Origin of the sequence: Swingsia samuiensis (assembly GCF_006542355.1) — a bacterium.
In the GTDB taxonomy this organism is placed as follows: Bacteria; Pseudomonadota; Alphaproteobacteria; order Acetobacterales; family Acetobacteraceae; genus Gluconobacter; species Gluconobacter samuiensis.
In genome coordinates this window covers 1590746-1607474 of sequence record NZ_CP038141.1, presented here as the reverse complement: position 1 = coordinate 1607474, position 16729 = coordinate 1590746, and the positions used below count along the sequence as shown (strand labels likewise).

Sequence of the window (16729 nt, the reverse complement as noted above, 5' to 3'; positions counted from 1 at the left end):
CTCATTATGATAAGCACATTCTTCACCTTTTCAAACCACCTGATACGTCTTTCCTCTCTCTTCTCGCTTTTATGGTGGTTAAGCGCCTGTACGCCACCGCATAAAATTGACCTTCATCCTACATCGGAAGAAACAGCGCTTATCCCTCCAGATGCATTACTAACCATGTCTGATGGTGTGCCTATTCCTTTGCGAATTTATCAAGCGTCTGTACCCCCTAAAGCAGTTATTCTCGCTCTCCATGGGTTTGGAGATAGCCGTGATGCTTGGGAGTTTTTTGCTCCTCCGCTTTCACAAGCCGGCATCATCGTTGTTTCGCCAGACCAACGAGGATTTGGCGCAACCATGAAAAGTCAGGACTGGAGCACGACAGACCGCATGGTCAAAGACACACAGGAAGAATTAATCTGGGCACATAACCAATACCCCCCGCTTCCACTCTATCTCATGGGGGAAAGCATGGGAGGCGCTGTTGCACTGATGACAGACACACAACCTCCGCCGTTCCTATCTGGCACAATTCTTCTCGCTCCCGCAGCGTTGGATATCGGCCAACCATGGCGCATGATTTTAAGCCTGATTGATGCCCTCGCCCCTCATTGGAAACTGGATGGATCATCTGTTCCCGGACACCGCATCGCCAGTGATAATATGAAGGCCATGCGTCGCATGTATTTCGACCCACTGACCCAGCATAATTCTACGATCCATCCACTGTATGGCCTAACCGAACTAATGAAAAATGCTTTTCAAAAAGCACCACATGTAAAGCCCCCTGTTTTGATGATTTTTGGCGGGCAAGATCAATTTGTTACACCTCAATATACCAAACGTTTAATCAACCGACTTCCCACCAGCACACGTATTGATGAGTTTCCTACGGCGCATCATTTACTCAGCCGCGATAAGCGTCGAATCCCACAAGATATTATCTCTTGGATTTTCACTCCTCAAAAACCTTTACCCTCTGGTGGGGATATTGCGGCTGCTGTTTGGAATGCCACAGCACAACCAAATTAAAAAAAGACTTGGCAAACGCCTCATGAACCGTTTATTGAATGCGCAGCAGGACCCGTAGCTCAGCTGGATAGAGCGTTGCCCTCCGAAGGCAAAGGTCACGCGTTCGAATCGCGTCGGGTCCACCAAGGTTTTTAAAAACGTTAGTTTACCGCCGTTTTTTTGTTTGGTTTGACACTTATTCAGTCTGGTTTGACACTACTTAAAAGCCTTGACATCGCTAATTTTGCCAAACCCGTCTGCTCTGCCGCTTTAGTATAACGAGTTATCTCGGCTAAACTTTTATGCCCAGTAATGGCGGCAATTTGATGGGCTGTGCATCCTGCTTCAGCCAATCTACGGGCGGCGGCTTTTCTCAATCCATGAGGGCTGCAGCCTTGTGGCAGACCTGCCTGACGAGACCATTCTATAAAATAATTATAAAAATTATTCACTGACATCGGATTCCCTTTATCCGTTACCAAAAATTTTCCTGTGTTATTGGGTTCCCATAAATCAAGTTCTTTCTGAAGCAGAGGATGGATAGGAATATATAATTCTGTCTTAGTCTTCTGCTGTTTTACGTATAATCCATGTGGAGTCAGAGAGTGACTGCCCATCTTCACAATATCGCTACGTCTTTGGCCGGTATATAATAACAAGGCTAAAGCTAGCCGTTCCTTAGTCCCACTGGGCCATTTTTTTTCATATTGAGCAATTTCTATATCTGTCCACGAGTGAATACCCTGGGACTTTATTCTCATACGAGGAACTCCAATTGTGGGGTTACTCTCTGCTACGCCCATATGAATGGCATGCTCCATCAACATTGATAGCAATCTCAACATACGATTTGCTGTCGTCGGCGAGTTATTATATTTATTCATAATCTGACGAACATGCTTACTTTGCATAAGAGCAATAGGATTTTCCGAATATTTCTCTGCTCGCATCCGCTCTAAAAGCCGCCGATAAACAGCTTTAGTGCTTTCTTCGAGAGACTTAAAGTGAGCTGTCTTATACCAATCCTCTATCACAGCACGAAGGCTTTCTTTCGGTAATAAAGTCTCATCTTTATTATTTTCTGTGGTTTGTCCTGATGACGCATTTTGATACGCCATCATGAATTCCGGGGATCTTAAATCAGGCAACGGAATTAGTTTTTGTCCTTTCTTCCTAAAGTAATATCTTACCTTTCCGTGCCTATCTACAAACCTTTGGATGTAAGGTAAGCGAATAGTCGTCAAATTATATCATCCCAAGGATTACTGCTTTCTTTGCGCTGTCCGGTTCTTTTTTCCAGCCATTTATCTAAATCAGAAACAAGATATCCTCGTCGCCGAGTAGATAATTTAATTTGCGTTACTTCAGGGAGAACTTCTTTTCTGAATACTCCTGTAGAAATAGATAAATAAGAGGAAGCTTCTTCAATATCCAATACTTTTGGACTTAACCTGATAACAACCTCCCCCATCACGCCTCTCCCATTCGAATAAATGACCACCCACGATCATTAATCGCTTCCACGAGTTCCAGAACGTCTGCGACATCAATCTCATGCGCTCCATTGTAAAAATGGCAGTCGCGCAGGCTGGCTAAAATATCGGTGTGCAGACGTGCTTCAGACACACTTCGGGTGCTGTTTGCTTCAATCATTTCAAAAATTTCCTTGATTACTTTGTGGCTACTTCATCCCGCACGAACGACCAGCCAGCCTTGTTCATTTCACTTATAAAATATCGAAGTTCTGCTTCATCAGGCATCTCATACTCATCGGTTAAGTCGCTTTTATAAAGACTTTTTCTCAAAGCGCTTTCGAGAAGGCTCATGTGCAGCTTCTCTTTAAGAGCCTTAACCTCATCCTTGAGACGCATATTTTCCAAACTTAGTTCTTGCAGCTTATCCGTATTCATCGCACACCCGCTTAGTAAGTAATTTTGACATTTGGAATTTCACCAGAGGCTATGGCAATGATAATTTCTTTTGCCTTATCATTTGCAATTCCAAACTTTATGAACTTATTCAAAATTCCATTGTTTACCTGTTTTCTATATTCAATGTTTTCTAACCTTCTCCTCTCCTCTTCTTTTGCTATTCTATTCTCTCTTTGTATCCTTTCTTCTATTTCACGTTTTGCTTTTTCGCGCTCTTTTTCTATCTCTATTTTATAAACACTAGCAGCACGTTCTTCAGCTTCTTGTGCAATACGCCTTTCTCTTTCTGCTTGCTCTATTTTTAATCGTTCTTGTTCTATCCTTTCTTTTTCTTCTTGCTCCCTTCTTTCTTCATCTCGGATTACTCGTCTTTGTTCTGCCTCTTTCAAATTTTTAAACAATATATCGCGCACTGAATCACAAATCTCAGAAGCGCGTGTAGAAAACTCTTCAAAGTCACGCTGCGCTAATTCACCCAATCTAGTAATTCTATTTTTTACTTGTTGCTCTTCTGGTTCATTGTCAAAGGCTGGCAATCTTTCAATTTCTTTAATTGCGTCTCTATGCTGCTCAACACGATTTGCTTCTCTTGCTTCGTATTCATCAACTGGCCTGCGAATATCATCACGCAATACGTCTAAACTATCGCGCACATATTTCCGACCAGAATCAATGATTTTTGACCGTTTTAAAATATCTTCTTTTTGTTTTTTTCCTAAATCGTCTAAGAAGGTTTTGGAGCGTGATATTTTATGAGCTAATGATTTAATTTCCTTTCTTCCTTTATCTGTTGTTGCATCTGTCTGAATGGATAAAACGAAAGTTTTAATCTCATTAACGACACGCTCTGCCTCGCCATTTTTTTCAAAAAATGAAGGTTGAAGGTCTTTAGTTATTACCATTAATCTATCATTCATCGCACACACTCCCAGCTATTCATCACCAAGCGCCCACTTTCACGTTGGAGCGCCATTGCATCTGCCTCTAATCCCCTCGCCCAAGGCTTGCCCGCATAGTCACGGGCGACCTGTTGCAGCAGGAAGAACAGCGCGTCCTCATCTCGGAATTGCTCGTCAAGTCTCATGCTGGGAGTTCCTCAATTTCTTCTTGGGCGTAGGTTTCGACTTCCTGAGATTCCTTGCTTTTCAACTCCATATAGCGGTCGGCAATCATATCGCTTGCTGCGTCTAGGATATCATCAGAGAACGGATTGCCTTTTTCATCCCGCTTCTGGATTATTTTCTTCCAATCTGCTTCAAAACTAAGAACTTCATCGGATGTGTTCTTGGTCGCAAGTTTCTCCTTAAACCACTGGATAGGGTCTTGTTCTTTATTTTGACTGATCTTTAGATTATTAGGGGTTCTTGCAGGTTCCGAGTAATTTATAACCGTGCTTCTGCCTTCATCTTGAGGAAGATCCATAGCCTCCTCAGCACTAATAAGCCCTTTCAGAACATCCGGGAAAGCATCCCTTAGCGCAAAGCCTCTCGCTCTCATTTGCAGCATACGCTTAGGATATTGTTTCCATGGCCCCGGTTTGTTTTTAAGGCCAGCTATTTCCGCATCCTTCATGCTAAACCGGGCTTCAACTGGCGCTTTCCCTTTGCGCTTTGCCACGCATATTGCTGTTAACTGATCGCCTTCTCCCTCAAATGTTTCGATAACATCATCACAAACGGAAGATCCTTTAACCAGCGCAATCATTGCATCGCCCCACACACTCGGACGGCCATTAATAACGGCGATATTTTGCACAGACTGCATTGGAGCCAAGCCTAATTCAGACCCCATTTGAACAGCAATTAAAACAGCATTCGGTTTTCCTGCATAACTGTTCGGAACCATACCGCTATTTGCCGCTACATCAGCAAAACGCATTAATTCATTAAAGCTTGTTATTTGAATTGTTGATTGGTGGGTTTTTGCTAAAGCACTCATGGTTTTAAGCCCTACGAATAGTAAGAGAAAATTCCTTTGAGGTTGTCAGTTCTGCTCCTGGTATTGCTCCAATCGTTTTCAGTGCTTTTGTTAAACGCGCTTTATCCAGCTTGTCGGGTTGTGGAATAAATAGATCGGGGTAAGCATCTCTTAAGGCTTTCTCGTCCGTAACCTGAGACGATGTTGACCCAGCGCGTAGTGATGCAACAATACCCTTGCCCTCCACTTCAAATTGACCTGTCTCTTTCATTTCTTGAGCCACGGCAGTTCTTAATTCTTCGCTGAGGTGCTTCATCAGTTTTGCAATGCGTTCCGACGCATCGATGAGGTTAACCGCCGCAGAAATTGGATCATTCGCAGATCGAATGGCCGTTATCTCTGCGTTAAACACTTGCATGGCCGGTTTAATAATCCTGCCATATTCCATGTTCACCAGATCACGGAGATCCTTTGTTAAGACCTCGCTCATGCCACTTCTCCAAACCCGATAAAGGACGTGACACGATCCATAACGCGATGGAAAAACCCGCTTTGTGGTGCTTCTACGACTGGGGCAATCTTCGCTTCATGAGCGCGGAGTTCGTTCTGTGCCTCATACAAATTATGGGAGTATGTTTTGATGCCAAAAACATTACCTATATTCTTGCTAAAGATCAGGCCGTTCTTGTTCGCCTCAACCCTATTCTTGATGCGCTGCCATTCTTTGTCTTGTGCGAACACACTGGACACACTTCGGGCGTTGACTGCTTCACTCATTTCAAAAATTTCCTCTATTTACTTGGACTTACCCAAGGGAATATTTCAGTTCGTCGATTTCTTCTTGGCAGTTGTAAATCAAAGCTTCCAATCTCTCGATTTCAGCTTCGTCTGGTTCTTCGTCTAACTCTTCATCCTCTAGCTTACATTTCAGATCCAGAAGTTCCTTCTCAAGCCTCTCGATGTCATTGATGATATCGGTCTGCTCGTTCCCCCAGACACTCTCAAAGGCAACGTCTGAGAAGTTGTCGGGAAGGCCCATTAGTTCGCCTCCATAAGGCTGCGCTCTTCATTGCGACGCTCATTCATGAGTTTCCGCTTGGCGATGTGATGCGCGATACGATCAATCCCCTTGCGCGTGATTTTGAAGTCGTCTCTTACCCGCGTCTCTCCCGTCACTTTGTCCGTGTAGGTAGAAGGACACATTCTGACATAGCCATTCACCCGCCCATAATGAGCCGCTTTTAACTTCCGTCCTTCTTTGCACGCCCATTTATGCTCCAGCACAAAAGCAGAAACCCATTGTTGGCCGACTTCTAATTCACGCCCAGCATCGCGCACGCCTTTGTCGCTCTCCGCTGCCGCTAGTATGCCGAGTGCCACCACCTTCGGGGCAGCTTCGTCAATCATCGCCTTTTGGAGTGCGATTTCCACTTTGTGCTGCTCGTTCTCCTCAGCAAGACGAGCGGCTTCAAGAAGAGCAGCGGCGTAGGTCTTGGGGATGGCATATTGTGGTGGTGTGATCTTTCCGGCCACAAGCGCATCAAAAGCCCGAATGACTTGCAAATGGAAAGCTGGGCTGATCCACATTGCGTAGGCGTACACCAATTCTTTGCATGCCCACACACCCGAGTTATTTCCGCCCCTAATCCTAGAAACTGGCTGTTTCCCGTCAAAGCAGGAATTCCTGCTTTGGGATTTTCCTGCCATTTCTTCGATTAATTCTTGTGTCTGCTTATTCTCAAGCCATAAACTAGGACGTTTGGAATTTTCGACACCAGAAGCCCGGTGACAATCATTCAGGCAATAACGCCCTTCTGCGTCTTGACGGACTTTTATATTAAGGATTGTAAGTTCGTTCACTTGTTTCTCCCATGCCGCATTGTGCGGTATGAGAGGATATAATAGGATAATTCCTATCTAGTCAATAAGAAAATTATAATTGATTGTATTTTTCCTATCTTATCACCGTGCATGTCTAATTTTTAATGGAAAAGCTTAATTAGCCCTCCCAATATTGCGCTAACAATAGTGACTATCCCTACAACTGTGCCAGTAGTTGGAAGCCTTTCAACACGCCCTTTTAAATACGAAATATCTGCCTTCGTGCCTAAAATATCTTTTGACAGGTCGTGTCTTACAGACATTAAATCATCTTTAGTCGCTACATTATTTTCTAATTTAATCTCTATTTTTGCGAGTATCACCTGGATGGATGAAAGTGTCTCCTGAACTTTATCCATCTTAGTCTCCAAGACTCCAACTCGCCGTGGTAAGTCACTCATTCCACCGCCTCCTCCATCACCTGAAATTGTTTCTTTTTCCTTATACCTAGATGTAGTAATTAATGAATCATTTAAATGTATAACATTTGATGGATTTTTTACCTCATCACTCATGTTCGCCGCTCTCTTCCTGCTTAATCCCTTCTTCTATCATGCTAGCCACAAAACTTTTTATATAACCACAGTTAGCACACGCTAGGCTATAGGTCGCATAAAATTCAACTTTATTATCTACAGTTAGCACCGTACTTGCATCATCTTTCCCCATAAGGCTAAATTGTTTTCCTCGACATTCTGGACACTCATTCTTAATACCCTTAATTTCCATCCACTTATTAAAAATTTCTATTTTTTTATAAGCGTTACGCTCGTAAACAGGTCCACCTATTCTTACTTTATCATCGCTCATTTGTTTATTCTCACTTCCAATTCCACTTCCCGACTACGCGCCCGTTAATTTTCACTTCATCAAGAAGAAGTTCATAAGCAGGGTAAGCTGGGTTAATGCTCATAATCCTAATTCTTTTAGGATCAGAACCCATCACAATTTCAACGCGCTTTAAGACAACGCCTAACCCATCCCACAAAACGTACACTCCTGCTGGAGATGGAATAACGTGCCCTGTATCAACGAGTATTCGGTCACCAGCAACGTAATCTGGCTCCATACTATCCCCGGCCACGCGGATAATCGCCAGTTTCGACGGGTCAGTTACGAAAGCCCCAACAAGCGACTTAGGGAAACTCCAATGATCAACTGGCTGCTGGTGTTCAACGATATCTGAGATAATAGCGCCGCTGCCTGCTTGGGGAGAAATATCGAGTTCCGGTATCTGTAGGTTTAGAGAACCAACGTTGGAAGGCTTTGATGGAATAGGAAGGCTCTCCCCTTCCTCGCCGTACCTAAATATATCTGGATGGACGTTAAATATTTCAGAAAGCCTATCACGCGTATCCTCATGAAGGGTCTTTGGTGAACCACGCGTAATATATTGTTGAAGATATGCCGCATTTTTACCGACCTGCTCCGAAACAGTTTTTAGATCGGTGTTATGCTCTTTTATGAGCCTCAAAAGGATTTCACGCGGCTTATCAAGTAAATTCATATTTTCTATTTATCCGAGATAATAGGAAATATCCAATATGAAATATCCTATTGCAAATTAAGATATTTCCTATTACATTCCTATTTATGGAGCACAAACACGATCCAGTGTTGCCTATCGTGGAGGCTATTTTAGCCCGCGAGAACATCACGCCCACAGCATTCGGAATGAAATCCATTGGCGATCCAAGGCTCGTATCTGATTTGAGAAACGGGAGAGAGTTAAGAAGCTCTACTCGTGATAGGGTTTTTGATTTCATCCGTCAGATTTCGTCAGAGAGCCTGATTGCACATACTCTCCGCCCCCGCCCTACCAGTCGGAAGGAGGCGGCTCATGCGTAACACCCCATCTCCTGAGTTTATCTCCAGCCCTGAAGAACTAATAGAACGCTTTGATTGCGTAGCCTTAGCGAACGGCTGGGTTATCAAGAATACTCAATCCCTACATTTAATTCGAACATCCGGTGATACGTTAAGAACTGTAGTCGAGCAATTCTTCGGGTCAGACTACTCATCCCGTGTGGAAGCTGCTCTTGAAGTATTGCTTCAGGAAAGCGGACTACATGCTGCGCTGACCACTCAACGCCTTCAAACTGTCCGTGAAGAGATAAAATCGCTTCTGCTTGGCCTTGGGGAAGATCTTCACCCTGCCGACGTAAAGAAAGAAGTTTTACTTTCATGGTTGGAGAATCATCAGTCATCGGTTTCATCCTCTTGTTCAGTTGATCATACTCGCGAGGACTCGGTTGCAGCCGACCCTCGCACGAAGGGTAATCCCGCTTCTCAAGAAGGGGGAAATCACAATGCTTAAATCGTCTACCTTCGAAGCTTTCCTCGCATTTAGTGCGCTCATTTTGCTGTTTGAAATGCTCGTTCTGGCTCCGATTGTTGTGTCCTCTCGACGTTGGGGAGGCGAATAATGGCGGGTTCGGTCAATAAAGTGATGCTCATTGGTCGACTGGGGCGTGATCCAGAGACGCGGAACACGCAGTCTGGGAAGCAGATTGTTAATCTGACGATCGCCACGAGTGAGAATTGGAAAGACAAGCAAACAGGAGAGAAGCGGGAAAAAACCGAATGGCATCGCGTGGTGATCTTCAATGAAGGCCTCGCAGACGTGGCGGATCGGTTCCTTCGCAAAGGCAGCAACGTTTACATCGAGGGCGCTCTTCGCACACGCAAATGGACGGATCAGTCGGGGCAAGAACGCTACACGACGGAGGTGACGCTGGAGAGTTTCAACGGCGTTCTCGTAATGCTGGATAGCCCTCAAAGGCAGCAACAGAACACGTCTTATCAGGACAGTCGCTACGGAGCGAATAACGCCGCCCCTAGCCGTAATGCTGACCCTCTCGATGATGAAATCCCGTTCTAGGAGCGCCGTTATGAAAAAGACATACTCCGAAACACAAGCGTGGGTTGATGCTGTGAACGCCCTCCGAAAGAAGGGCCTATCACTTGAAAACATCGCGATCGAATTAAAGACAACCGTAAATACTCTTGCCGATCGAATGAAAAAATTAAGGGAGAAAGGGTATTTCTTTGAGCCTGTCAAAAGGCAAAAGATGAAAAACATTAATTGGAGCAAACTAAGCCCTCGTATCCAAGAAATGTACGTGAACGGAGCGCCTACGGCTGAGATTTCTCGGTCTGTTGGCATCCATGAAAAAACTATCCAGTGTTACATCTCATCAAAGCGTAGAGGCCCGGATCGGTCGGAATGGATGCGTAAACCTGCCCCATCCAAACCGATCTCACAGCGCTCTTTATGTGGGGCGGAACCACTCCCTCCAGGACATCCCCTGACATGGGGTGTGATCTGCTCGGAGCCGATGCCGCAGCCCGCGAGATATAGAGCTTAATCCATGGCAGCCCCCAACTCCTCGATGACGCGCAACGCGATATGGTCGCGCACCTCTTGGCACATTGTAGGATGCAATGTTGCCCAGAGCCGTGCCTGTAAGATGAGCCCGCGCGCCAACACGGGTTCATCTAACTCCGGCCCTCGTTTGGGGAGCTTTGGTGGTCGCGCTCCTTCTTTTCCCATCACCCTTCCTTCGACTCTGTTCTGTGACACGACTGAGTATGGAGGAAAACGATGGGAAATAATCGGGCAATTATTGACCGAATGTTGCCAAAAAATGACCGAAAGTTTCCGCGAATGAGTGCTGCATCATCCTCGCAGCTTGTTCGTGAGCGCCTTCTAGCTGCGATTAAACGCGAATTTACGCACCTTCGCAGCGGACCCGAAATGTTAGCGCGCGCGGCCATGAAAAGCCCTCGCGCCGCCCGAAACTGGCTGTCAGGTCTCAACGCACCGGATGCGGAGGCACTAATTGAACTGATGGCCTCATCTGAAACGCTTCGAGAAGAAGTTTTGCGTCTGGTTCACGAACGCCAGAGCGCACGAGGAACAAGCAATGCCCTGGTTTAAAATCAGAATTAAACGCCCTTTTTATTGGGTGAAATGTGAAGCTGGCCCTCCTCCATCTTGCCAGCTTCTTTACCTGCATATTTCTTGGTTTCACTGGGAAAAATGGCAAGACAAGATGGAACGCGCCCTCAAGGCTGCACGAGAGGAGTTGCTGAAATGATACGCAATTCTCTCTCTGAGATTGATGTGTATGCCATCGTCTCCAAAGCTGTAGAAAAAGCTGGAGGCCAAACAGCCTTTTGTGTCCAGAACGACCTCAGCAAGAAAACACTCAATCACCAACTTCATGCACGTAATGGCCGCAAGTTTAGTGAGGCTGTCCTCAGAGCCGCTGGCCTGCGCCGTGTTGTGACCACTCATTATGAATTTTTGGAGGGTTGATGCGTGTTTACTACAACGAATGGGACAAACCAACAGCCGCATGGCTCTCAGAACTTGGCAAACGACATCATCTGCCCACCGGGCACATCGATACCCGGTCAATTCGAGATGTTCGGCCCGACGATTTGCGCGGATACGAACAGTGCCATTTTTTCGCAGGAATTGGAGGATGGCCTTGCGCGCTTAAACTCGCAGGATATAGCGAGCTTGCCTGCTGGACTGGATCGCCGCCATGCCAACCATTCTCTGTTGCCGGACGACAAAAAGGACAGAGCGACGAGCGGCACCTTGCGCCAATATGGCTCGATCTCATCAAAGAGCATTGCCCTCCAATCATCTTTGGAGAGCAGGTTGAAGCAGCGATTAAGCACGGATGGATCGACGATTTATTCAATGCGCTGGAAAGTTTCGGATACGCCTGCGGGGCGGCAGTTTTGCCAGCTTGTAGCGTCGGCGCGCCGCACCTTAGAAAACGTTTGTTTTTCGGTGCTGTCAGGCTGGCCGACACCAACGATGACAGATGCCAATCGCGGCGAAAAATACAACACATTTGCACAAAACAAAACTTTAAATATGGCGACTCAATTAGCGGCGTGGCCGACCCCTCTAGCGCGAGATGGAGACAAACTGGATGCAACCCCCAAAGCAATAGAAAGGCGAATGGAATTGGGGAGAGAAATTGGGGTAGCGATGGTTGCGAGAATGACCTCTTTGGAAGGGTGGAGCAATCATCCAGGAGAAGTCAGGATAACACATTCTGGACAAATCCTGACTGGATTGGATGCCGCGATGGCAAGTTCAGGGCGGTTGAACCCAGCACACAGCCGTTGGCTGATGGGATACCCGCCAGAGTGGGACGATTGCGCGGTTATGGCAATGCCATCGTCCCGCAAGTCGCAGCAATCTTCATCGAAACTTTCATCGCATCAATTACAGAATCAGGAGAACTGACATGAGCCATTCAATCGACATGACGGGCCACAATTCAGGCGTAGCAGAGGGTGGAATTGCAGCGGATCGTCTGCGCTCGATTATTGAGCGCGTGGAACGTTTGGAAGAAGAAAAGAAAGCCCTATCCGGGGACATTAAAGACATCTTCTCCGAGGCGAAATCGGCTGGATTTGATGTGAAAATCATCAAGCAGATCATCTCACTTCGCAAAAAAGACCCGGCACAAGTTGAGGAGGAAGAAACCCTTTTCGACATTTACCGCCGCGCCTTGGGGGTGTGAGTATGAACAGAACAGAAGATCGTCTGCATGCCTCAGTGTGGAGGTTTCTCAATTACAGCCTCCCCACGGATGCGCTCGCGATGAGCATTGAGAACCGGAATAATGGCAGACAGGAAGGAGCGCGTCGCAAGGCGCGTGGGTGCCTTGCTGGAACGCCTGACATGATGGTTCTGTGGAATGGCCGGATGCATTTCATCGAATTGAAAACATCCGATGGGAAGATCCATTCCAGCCAGAGGATATTATTTCCAATCCTAGAGCGGACAGGCCATCCCGTGGCCATCTGTCGCTCGGTTGAAGACGTGCATAACCACCTGAAGTCGTGTGGTGTGCCTCTGCGTGCGGAGGTGATGGCATGAGCGCAAGACAATGGGGCAAGTTCTGGTGGCAAGACTGGCAACGCGATCCAGCCTTGCGCATGTGCTCGATTGCGGCGCGCGGATTGTGGATGGATATGCTGTGTTTGATGCATGACGCTAATCCACAAGGACACCTGCTTGTAAATGGAAAGCAACCAACAATTCGACAAATGGCTGTTATTTTTGGCGCGACTTCTGACGAAGTTTCAAGCGCAATTAGTGAGTTAGAAGAAGCGGGAGTTTTTTCAAAAACGGATGATGGAGTGATTTTTTCACGACGCATGGTACGTGAAAAAACTGCTAGTGAAGAAGCTTATAACAACGGAAAAAAAGGTGGGAACCCTGCTCTAAAACGCAAGAGAAAACCTAGCAAAAAGCAAGGGGTTAACCTATCCGAAGAAAGTGGGGTTAACCCACCCCTTAACCCCAACACGCAAGAAGGGGTTAACCCCCCGGTTAACCTAGATTGCACAAAGGGGTTAAGCTCCACGCGGATAAAAGCAGAAGCAGAAGCAGAAGCAGAAGCAGAAGCAGATATATCTTCACTGCGTTCAGATATTGAGAGAGAGGGCGATTTTCGAAACGAAAATCTTCCCGCGCCCGCTGAAGCTACCAAGCCGAAGTCAAAACGCGGCTGTCGATTGCCTGACGATTGGTGGCCGTCTGAGGAATTAATCCAATTCGCGGTTGATAATCAGGTTGACCCAGAGCAAACGGCTGAGACATTCCGCGACTACTGGCACGGGGTCTAAGGAGCTAAGGGCACGAAACTCGATTGGGACGCAACGTGGCGCAACTGGGTTCGGCGCGACAGAAGCATTTACCCGAGCCGCACCTCAAGCCGACAAACAACCCGTGAGCAAAACGCCGCCGCTTGGCAACGCGGTGTGATGGTGGAGGGATGCTGACCATGAGCCAAGCGATTACACGCCGCAGCAATGCCGTAAGCCGCCCCGCCTATTCGGCCCCTTCGGGAGATGTTGCTGATCTCATCGCGCTCAAACGCGATCACTTCGCCGTCTGGAAACGGGATATCACACCAGACCGCGTCAGAGCCCTTCGCCAGCAGTTGGCAATCTCGGAACGAGCCTTAGCCCCAGCAGACCCGGAAAAAATCAAATCATGGCTGGCAAGACTTGCGCCCATGGTTACGAACCCACCAGAGCCCAATGGAGCAATTCTCCAAATCTTTTGCGAGGTCTGCTCCGACATTCCAGATGCCGCATGGACACCTGAGAGCCGCCTTGCTTGGGTTCGGCAGCCACGACGCAATGGCGTAGCTGTTGGTTCGTTCTGGCCGTCCCCGGCTGAACTTTTCAATCACCTCGACACGTTCGGGCAAAAGCTGCGCGATGAAGTGGCTATTCTGAAAAACCTCCTTGCCATTGCTGAAACACCCCCCGAACCCGAGCCAACGAAACTCGATGCGGCAGAAATCGCACGACGCAAGGCTGTGCTCGCCAAGCTGCGCGAAGAACTCCAAGCCGTTGACGCTGAGCAAGATCGGAAAAGTGCGGCACTCAGAGGGAGCGTTCGAGAAGAAAAAATCGCAGAAAATCCAAGAAAAACCAACTTTTCCGCTGGTACCGAAGTGCCGGATATGGTAGGGTGAAAGTCATGGAAATCGTTGATAATCTGCCAGAAAATGACGTTTGGCCCGAATGTGTCGATGCCGCGCAAATGGATCTCGTCCCTCCCAAGAACTGGAACGCGGCCTGTGCTCGCTCCCAGATGCGTCACGGAGCCGATATCGGAGAATGGGGACGCGACATCGTTTCAGACATCAACGCTAAGGCGGTAAATTTTAGCGTAGAACGCGATGAAAAGTTTGTCTGCATAGATCGTAGCGTAGAAACGTCAGGCGGATTTAAAATGGCATTAGAGCGTATGTTCGATTTTAGTCGAATTAGTTGAAGGGTTTGAACATGAGAGCGTCAGGCTACGAGAGGAACGCCGAGGACTGGTATGTCGAGCCAGCCGGCGTGGAGGTATGGTTAGATTTTTCCTATTATATCATCCCCATATATGCCATTGAGAAAAGCATTGCGATAATAATAAAATCAGTTAATATTATCGAAATAAAAAAACCAAAAAATCTAATCTTGTTGGTTACTTTATGTTTATAGGCTTTTACTAAAATCATTATTAATTTTAAAAATAATGTGACATTCAAAAATAAAACTATAATTATCAGAAAAATTGTCAAACTATAATGAATTAGAGGGAGGCATTCTAGTTTTACCCCCGGGAAGTAGTGGGAAAATTCTTTATCCGACATCTTAAATGATGTGTCGGCAGCCTTAAAGAAAAGGGAAATAATTGTTAAATTAGTAAAAATACTAAAAACAATATCATAAAAGCTACTATTTTCTTGAGATTTGCTTTCAGCAGCTTGAATTTTTGTTTCAGTCACAACAACATCCCCCTATAGTTTTTTTACAAATAGTTTTATATTTTTGATTCGTCTATATCAAAAAAAGCCGCCCCGAAGGACGGCTCATGTTTAAGCGTGGTGAAGTGTTTTTCGAGGCGATCGAAAGACGGGCGTTTTCAGTGTCTCTCGCCCAAGAAAGGCCGCTTCATGGTGCATCTTTACGGAGGCGACGACAAATCCTCGGCAGCAGGACGCAAATTCAGACGGAGAACATTCCTGCGGTTTGGCATCAGGCTTGAGGCGTCTCGTCTCAGGGTCAATGTCGCGCTCCGGCCAAAGCAAGCGCAGTCGTCCGGCGCAGTTCTGCACGAGATAGACTTGCTCTATGTCCCCAACGTGAGTGACATAAAGCCCTTCTTCAACAAAGCCCGCAACGTCCTGCCAGATCACATAATCCCCACGACGCACCTCAGGATAAAGCCCCATGTGGTCAATGCGTTTGAGGTGATTGCGCGAGCCAGCTGTTCCCGCTAATGCCAAAGCGCTCATGACACTTTCTCCTTGCGAGGTGCGAAAGGGCGCAGAACAGATACCATCTGGTTCGACCATTTAAGCTGCTGCTGGGAGCCTTTCCCATTCGTGCGCGTGGTGTCAAAGAACCGACTGACGTCCTTGCCTTTCTCGGTCGGCTCGTAAGAACTGCCCGTCGATGATCCTTTAACTCGTATCTGGTAGCCTTGCTCAATGAGAACTTGATTAATGCGCTGGCCTGATAAGCCGATATGCGTGCCAATCTCCGTTGGAGTGAGGTAGTTCTCATTCGTAGGTGCAGGGAGCGATGTTTCACCAAGAAGCTCAAGCGGATTAACGCCAGTCAGTTCATACGTTCCACGCGCTGCTTTCAGGCGCTTTTGATTGGCGTCAAGCGTTGGCAGTAGTTCCGCAACGTTGAGTAAACGTTTGAAGGCAACATCAAAGGCTGGTTTGCGCTTGCGAGGGGATGGTTTGATAGTAGGCGTGGATTGCTCTTTCGCTTCAAGCGCCATCCAACGATCGACGACTTTCTTCCGCGCTTTTGTATCGTACCCAGTTACTAATGTGATGGTGTGGCTATAGTCGAGATCAATGCGGGAGATATAGCCTCGCTTGTCTTTTGTGACGGTAATTCCTTGAATTTTGGGATGATCCATATTTGGATCATCTATTTTATGTAGATTCCCCAAACTTGGGGGATCTATTCTATTGTCCAAATTTGTAGCGTCTCTATCATATAAATCTGAGATCATTTTTTTAATGTCGCGAATGACATGCAGATGTTTTTTGCCAGTAAGTGCCGCAATTTCTAAACTGGACATAGCGAGATTATTTGGAAGTGTGCTAACAAGCATATTAGCTGTTGGCATGGGGTATTCTCCCTTGCTGATAGTTAGAGCGGAGCAGGAAGGTAGGATTTCCTGTTGCCGCTCGAACTATATGCGCGTATATAGTATGTATGTCAATACTTAATACGCGTAAAAAAATGGGTCGCCCAAAAGTTGAAAGCGAAGAAGTTCGCTCAAGGGTTCAGCAGCCTTTGCTAGGTCAACTTGATAAATGGGCAGAAAAACATAATATTCCCCGCGCCGAAGCAGTTCGCCGTCTAATTCAAAAAGGACTGGAAGCAAGTAAAGATTGACCTTTGCCATTTTCCTGCCTTAATAACCCCCGAAGGGATAT

The 16729-nt window shown here is 46.6% G+C and carries 31 protein-coding genes and 1 tRNA gene; 15 read left to right on the top strand and 17 right to left on the bottom strand.

Annotation, left to right across the window (positions count from 1 at the left end):
• Positions 1–6 precede the first annotated feature (6 nt).
• Together E3D00_RS07645 and E3D00_RS07640 are read left to right on the top strand one after the other, a co-directional pair.
• A complete protein-coding gene (locus tag E3D00_RS07645) occupies positions 7–1020 on the top strand; it encodes an alpha/beta hydrolase (protein WP_141461407.1) in 1014 nt (337 codons plus the stop codon).
• A gap of 48 nt (positions 1021–1068) precedes the next feature.
• Positions 1069–1145, top strand: a tRNA-Arg gene (locus tag E3D00_RS07640).
• Between the two features lie 54 nt (positions 1146–1199).
• On the opposite strand, the gene E3D00_RS07635 is transcribed toward E3D00_RS07640, so the two are convergent.
• The 13 genes from E3D00_RS07635 to E3D00_RS07575 form a co-directional block, all read right to left on the bottom strand.
• Positions 1200–2120, bottom strand: coding sequence for a tyrosine-type recombinase/integrase (locus E3D00_RS07635; RefSeq protein WP_246091398.1), 921 nt, complete (start codon positions 2118–2120; stop codon positions 1200–1202).
• Positions 2121–2239: 119 nt separating this feature from the next.
• On the bottom strand, positions 2240–2470 hold the full coding sequence (locus tag E3D00_RS07630; RefSeq protein ID WP_141461405.1) for a helix-turn-helix transcriptional regulator: 231 nt from the start codon (positions 2468–2470) through the stop codon (positions 2240–2242).
• Positions 2470–2652 carry a hypothetical protein gene (locus E3D00_RS07625; protein ID WP_141461403.1) on the bottom strand — a complete coding sequence of 61 codons (183 nt, stop codon included), beginning with the start codon at positions 2650–2652 and terminating at the stop codon, positions 2470–2472. The genes E3D00_RS07630 and E3D00_RS07625 overlap by 1 nt, the downstream gene beginning before the upstream one ends.
• Positions 2653–2669: 17 nt before the next feature.
• Positions 2670–2909, bottom strand: a complete 240-nt coding sequence (locus E3D00_RS07620; protein ID WP_141461401.1) for a hypothetical protein — start codon at positions 2907–2909, stop codon at positions 2670–2672.
• Between the two features lie 11 nt (positions 2910–2920).
• Positions 2921–3847 carry a hypothetical protein gene (locus E3D00_RS07615; RefSeq protein ID WP_141461399.1) on the bottom strand — a complete coding sequence of 309 codons (927 nt, stop codon included), beginning with the start codon at positions 3845–3847 and terminating at the stop codon, positions 2921–2923.
• 163 nt (positions 3848–4010) lie between these two features.
• Positions 4011–4868, bottom strand: coding sequence for a recombinase RecT (locus tag E3D00_RS07610; RefSeq protein ID WP_141461397.1), 858 nt, complete (start codon positions 4866–4868; stop codon positions 4011–4013).
• Between the two features lie 4 nt (positions 4869–4872).
• On the bottom strand, positions 4873–5337 hold the full coding sequence (locus E3D00_RS07605; RefSeq protein WP_141461395.1) for a siphovirus Gp157 family protein: 465 nt from the start codon (positions 5335–5337) through the stop codon (positions 4873–4875).
• Positions 5334–5624 (bottom strand): hypothetical protein, encoded by a 291-nt coding sequence (locus tag E3D00_RS07600; RefSeq protein WP_141461393.1) that lies wholly within the window; start codon positions 5622–5624, stop codon positions 5334–5336. The genes E3D00_RS07605 and E3D00_RS07600 overlap by 4 nt, the downstream gene beginning before the upstream one ends.
• Positions 5625–5652: 28 nt before the next feature.
• Entirely contained in the window at positions 5653–5886 is a 234-nt protein-coding gene (locus E3D00_RS07595) for a hypothetical protein (RefSeq protein ID WP_141461391.1), read from the bottom strand.
• Positions 5886–6707, bottom strand: a complete 822-nt coding sequence (locus E3D00_RS10550) for a KilA-N domain-containing protein (protein ID WP_181441949.1) — start codon at positions 6705–6707, stop codon at positions 5886–5888. Before E3D00_RS10550 ends, E3D00_RS07595 begins: the two co-directional genes overlap by 1 nt.
• A 122-nt stretch (positions 6708–6829) precedes the next feature.
• Positions 6830–7243: a hypothetical protein gene (locus E3D00_RS07585; RefSeq protein WP_141461389.1), complete on the bottom strand. Its 414-nt coding sequence runs from the start codon at positions 7241–7243 to the stop codon at positions 6830–6832.
• Positions 7236–7538: a hypothetical protein gene (locus E3D00_RS07580; protein WP_141461387.1), complete on the bottom strand. Its 303-nt coding sequence runs from the start codon at positions 7536–7538 to the stop codon at positions 7236–7238. The genes E3D00_RS07585 and E3D00_RS07580 overlap by 8 nt, the downstream gene beginning before the upstream one ends.
• Before the next feature lie 10 nt (positions 7539–7548).
• Positions 7549–8235 carry a S24 family peptidase gene (locus E3D00_RS07575; RefSeq protein WP_141461385.1) on the bottom strand — a complete coding sequence of 229 codons (687 nt, stop codon included), beginning with the start codon at positions 8233–8235 and terminating at the stop codon, positions 7549–7551.
• A gap of 86 nt (positions 8236–8321) precedes the next feature.
• On the opposite strand from E3D00_RS07575, the gene E3D00_RS10590 reads away from it, so the two are divergent.
• The 4 genes from E3D00_RS10590 to E3D00_RS07555 all read left to right on the top strand — a co-directional run bounded on the left by E3D00_RS10590 (position 8322) and on the right by E3D00_RS07555 (position 10096).
• Positions 8322–8576 (top strand): hypothetical protein, encoded by a 255-nt coding sequence (locus E3D00_RS10590; protein ID WP_141461383.1) that lies wholly within the window; start codon positions 8322–8324, stop codon positions 8574–8576.
• Positions 8569–9045: a hypothetical protein gene (locus E3D00_RS07565; RefSeq protein WP_141461381.1), complete on the top strand. Its 477-nt coding sequence runs from the start codon at positions 8569–8571 to the stop codon at positions 9043–9045. Before E3D00_RS10590 ends, E3D00_RS07565 begins: the two co-directional genes overlap by 8 nt.
• A gap of 108 nt (positions 9046–9153) precedes the next feature.
• Positions 9154–9609: a single-stranded DNA-binding protein gene (gene ssb / locus E3D00_RS07560; RefSeq protein ID WP_141462425.1), complete on the top strand. Its 456-nt coding sequence runs from the start codon at positions 9154–9156 to the stop codon at positions 9607–9609.
• Positions 9610–9619: 10 nt separating this feature from the next.
• A complete protein-coding gene (locus E3D00_RS07555) occupies positions 9620–10096 on the top strand; it encodes a helix-turn-helix domain-containing protein (protein ID WP_141461380.1) in 477 nt (158 codons plus the stop codon).
• On the opposite strand, the gene E3D00_RS07550 is transcribed toward E3D00_RS07555, so the two are convergent.
• Positions 10093–10311 carry a hypothetical protein gene (locus tag E3D00_RS07550; RefSeq protein WP_141461378.1) on the bottom strand — a complete coding sequence of 73 codons (219 nt, stop codon included), beginning with the start codon at positions 10309–10311 and terminating at the stop codon, positions 10093–10095. The two genes, E3D00_RS07555 and E3D00_RS07550, sit on opposite strands and share 4 nt — an antisense overlap.
• A gap of 21 nt (positions 10312–10332) precedes the next feature.
• Between E3D00_RS07550 and E3D00_RS07545 the strand changes: the two genes are divergently transcribed.
• From E3D00_RS07545 to E3D00_RS07510, 8 genes are all read left to right on the top strand, one after another.
• Positions 10333–10668 (top strand): hypothetical protein, encoded by a 336-nt coding sequence (locus E3D00_RS07545; protein ID WP_141461376.1) that lies wholly within the window; start codon positions 10333–10335, stop codon positions 10666–10668.
• Positions 10669–10824: 156 nt separating this feature from the next.
• Positions 10825–11049 (top strand): hypothetical protein, encoded by a 225-nt coding sequence (locus tag E3D00_RS07540; protein ID WP_141461374.1) that lies wholly within the window; start codon positions 10825–10827, stop codon positions 11047–11049.
• Positions 11049–12005: a DNA cytosine methyltransferase gene (locus tag E3D00_RS10725; protein WP_141461372.1), complete on the top strand. Its 957-nt coding sequence runs from the start codon at positions 11049–11051 to the stop codon at positions 12003–12005. Before E3D00_RS07540 ends, E3D00_RS10725 begins: the two co-directional genes overlap by 1 nt.
• Entirely contained in the window at positions 12002–12280 is a 279-nt protein-coding gene (locus tag E3D00_RS07530; RefSeq protein WP_246091396.1) for a DUF2312 domain-containing protein, read from the top strand. The genes E3D00_RS10725 and E3D00_RS07530 overlap by 4 nt, the downstream gene beginning before the upstream one ends.
• A 2-nt stretch (positions 12281–12282) precedes the next feature.
• Positions 12283–12639, top strand: a complete 357-nt coding sequence (locus E3D00_RS07525; RefSeq protein ID WP_141461370.1) for a VRR-NUC domain-containing protein — start codon at positions 12283–12285, stop codon at positions 12637–12639.
• Positions 12636–13391 (top strand): hypothetical protein, encoded by a 756-nt coding sequence (locus tag E3D00_RS07520; RefSeq protein ID WP_141461368.1) that lies wholly within the window; start codon positions 12636–12638, stop codon positions 13389–13391. The genes E3D00_RS07525 and E3D00_RS07520 overlap by 4 nt, the downstream gene beginning before the upstream one ends.
• Before the next feature lie 158 nt (positions 13392–13549).
• A complete protein-coding gene (locus E3D00_RS07515; RefSeq protein ID WP_141461366.1) occupies positions 13550–14251 on the top strand; it encodes a hypothetical protein in 702 nt (233 codons plus the stop codon).
• A gap of 5 nt (positions 14252–14256) precedes the next feature.
• Positions 14257–14553 (top strand): hypothetical protein, encoded by a 297-nt coding sequence (locus E3D00_RS07510; protein ID WP_141461364.1) that lies wholly within the window; start codon positions 14257–14259, stop codon positions 14551–14553.
• A 94-nt stretch (positions 14554–14647) separates the two neighbouring features.
• Here the strand turns inward: E3D00_RS07510 and E3D00_RS07505 are convergent, their stop codons facing one another.
• The 3 genes from E3D00_RS07505 to E3D00_RS07495 form a co-directional block, all read right to left on the bottom strand.
• Positions 14648–15052, bottom strand: a complete 405-nt coding sequence (locus tag E3D00_RS07505; RefSeq protein ID WP_141461362.1) for a hypothetical protein — start codon at positions 15050–15052, stop codon at positions 14648–14650.
• A gap of 90 nt (positions 15053–15142) precedes the next feature.
• Positions 15143–15562, bottom strand: a complete 420-nt coding sequence (locus E3D00_RS07500; protein ID WP_141461360.1) for a hypothetical protein — start codon at positions 15560–15562, stop codon at positions 15143–15145.
• Positions 15559–16416 carry a Rha family transcriptional regulator gene (locus E3D00_RS07495; RefSeq protein WP_220093252.1) on the bottom strand — a complete coding sequence of 286 codons (858 nt, stop codon included), beginning with the start codon at positions 16414–16416 and terminating at the stop codon, positions 15559–15561. The genes E3D00_RS07500 and E3D00_RS07495 overlap by 4 nt, the downstream gene beginning before the upstream one ends.
• A gap of 116 nt (positions 16417–16532) precedes the next feature.
• Between E3D00_RS07495 and E3D00_RS07490 the strand changes: the two genes are divergently transcribed.
• A complete protein-coding gene (locus E3D00_RS07490; protein WP_141461359.1) occupies positions 16533–16688 on the top strand; it encodes a CopG family transcriptional regulator in 156 nt (51 codons plus the stop codon).
• The last annotated feature ends 41 nt before the right edge of the window (positions 16689–16729 follow it).

Bases quoted from the DNA above. Each gene is read 5' to 3' on its own strand.
- E3D00_RS07580 (WP_141461387.1), bottom strand. From the start codon at position 7,538: ATGAGCGATGATAAAGTAAGAATAGGTGGACCTGTTTACGAGCGTAAC.
- E3D00_RS07645 (WP_141461407.1), top strand. From the start codon at position 7: ATGATAAGCACATTCTTCACCTTTTCAAACCACCTGATACGTCTTTCC.
- E3D00_RS07510 (WP_141461364.1), top strand. From the start codon at position 14,257: ATGGAAATCGTTGATAATCTGCCAGAAAATGACGTTTGGCCCGAATGT.
- E3D00_RS07620 (WP_141461401.1), bottom strand. From the start codon at position 2,909: ATGAATACGGATAAGCTGCAAGAACTAAGTTTGGAAAATATGCGTCTC.
- E3D00_RS07605 (WP_141461395.1), bottom strand. From the start codon at position 5,337: ATGAGCGAGGTCTTAACAAAGGATCTCCGTGATCTGGTGAACATGGAA.
- E3D00_RS07500 (WP_141461360.1), bottom strand. From the start codon at position 15,562: ATGAGCGCTTTGGCATTAGCGGGAACAGCTGGCTCGCGCAATCACCTC.
- E3D00_RS10725 (WP_141461372.1), top strand. From the start codon at position 11,049: ATGCGTGTTTACTACAACGAATGGGACAAACCAACAGCCGCATGGCTC.
- E3D00_RS07635 (WP_246091398.1), bottom strand. From the start codon at position 2,120: ATGATGGCGTATCAAAATGCGTCATCAGGACAAACCACAGAAAATAAT.
- E3D00_RS07515 (WP_141461366.1), top strand. From the start codon at position 13,550: ATGAGCCAAGCGATTACACGCCGCAGCAATGCCGTAAGCCGCCCCGCC.
- E3D00_RS07595 (WP_141461391.1), bottom strand. From the start codon at position 5,886: ATGGGCCTTCCCGACAACTTCTCAGACGTTGCCTTTGAGAGTGTCTGG.
- E3D00_RS07615 (WP_141461399.1), bottom strand. From the start codon at position 3,847: ATGAATGATAGATTAATGGTAATAACTAAAGACCTTCAACCTTCATTT.
- E3D00_RS07495 (WP_220093252.1), bottom strand. From the start codon at position 16,416: ATGCCAACAGCTAATATGCTTGTTAGCACACTTCCAAATAATCTCGCT.
- E3D00_RS07585 (WP_141461389.1), bottom strand. From the start codon at position 7,243: ATGAGTGATGAGGTAAAAAATCCATCAAATGTTATACATTTAAATGAT.
- E3D00_RS07610 (WP_141461397.1), bottom strand. From the start codon at position 4,868: ATGAGTGCTTTAGCAAAAACCCACCAATCAACAATTCAAATAACAAGC.
- E3D00_RS07545 (WP_141461376.1), top strand. From the start codon at position 10,333: ATGGGAAATAATCGGGCAATTATTGACCGAATGTTGCCAAAAAATGAC.
- E3D00_RS07575 (WP_141461385.1), bottom strand. From the start codon at position 8,235: ATGAATTTACTTGATAAGCCGCGTGAAATCCTTTTGAGGCTCATAAAA.
- ssb (WP_141462425.1), top strand. From the start codon at position 9,154: ATGGCGGGTTCGGTCAATAAAGTGATGCTCATTGGTCGACTGGGGCGT.
- E3D00_RS10590 (WP_141461383.1), top strand. From the start codon at position 8,322: ATGGAGCACAAACACGATCCAGTGTTGCCTATCGTGGAGGCTATTTTA.
- E3D00_RS07540 (WP_141461374.1), top strand. From the start codon at position 10,825: ATGATACGCAATTCTCTCTCTGAGATTGATGTGTATGCCATCGTCTCC.
- E3D00_RS07525 (WP_141461370.1), top strand. From the start codon at position 12,283: ATGAACAGAACAGAAGATCGTCTGCATGCCTCAGTGTGGAGGTTTCTC.
- E3D00_RS07625 (WP_141461403.1), bottom strand. From the start codon at position 2,652: ATGATTGAAGCAAACAGCACCCGAAGTGTGTCTGAAGCACGTCTGCAC.
- E3D00_RS07530 (WP_246091396.1), top strand. From the start codon at position 12,002: ATGAGCCATTCAATCGACATGACGGGCCACAATTCAGGCGTAGCAGAG.
- E3D00_RS07555 (WP_141461380.1), top strand. From the start codon at position 9,620: ATGAAAAAGACATACTCCGAAACACAAGCGTGGGTTGATGCTGTGAAC.
- E3D00_RS07630 (WP_141461405.1), bottom strand. From the start codon at position 2,470: ATGGGGGAGGTTGTTATCAGGTTAAGTCCAAAAGTATTGGATATTGAA.
- E3D00_RS07490 (WP_141461359.1), top strand. From the start codon at position 16,533: ATGGGTCGCCCAAAAGTTGAAAGCGAAGAAGTTCGCTCAAGGGTTCAG.
- E3D00_RS07565 (WP_141461381.1), top strand. From the start codon at position 8,569: ATGCGTAACACCCCATCTCCTGAGTTTATCTCCAGCCCTGAAGAACTA.
- E3D00_RS07520 (WP_141461368.1), top strand. From the start codon at position 12,636: ATGAGCGCAAGACAATGGGGCAAGTTCTGGTGGCAAGACTGGCAACGC.
- E3D00_RS07600 (WP_141461393.1), bottom strand. From the start codon at position 5,624: ATGAGTGAAGCAGTCAACGCCCGAAGTGTGTCCAGTGTGTTCGCACAA.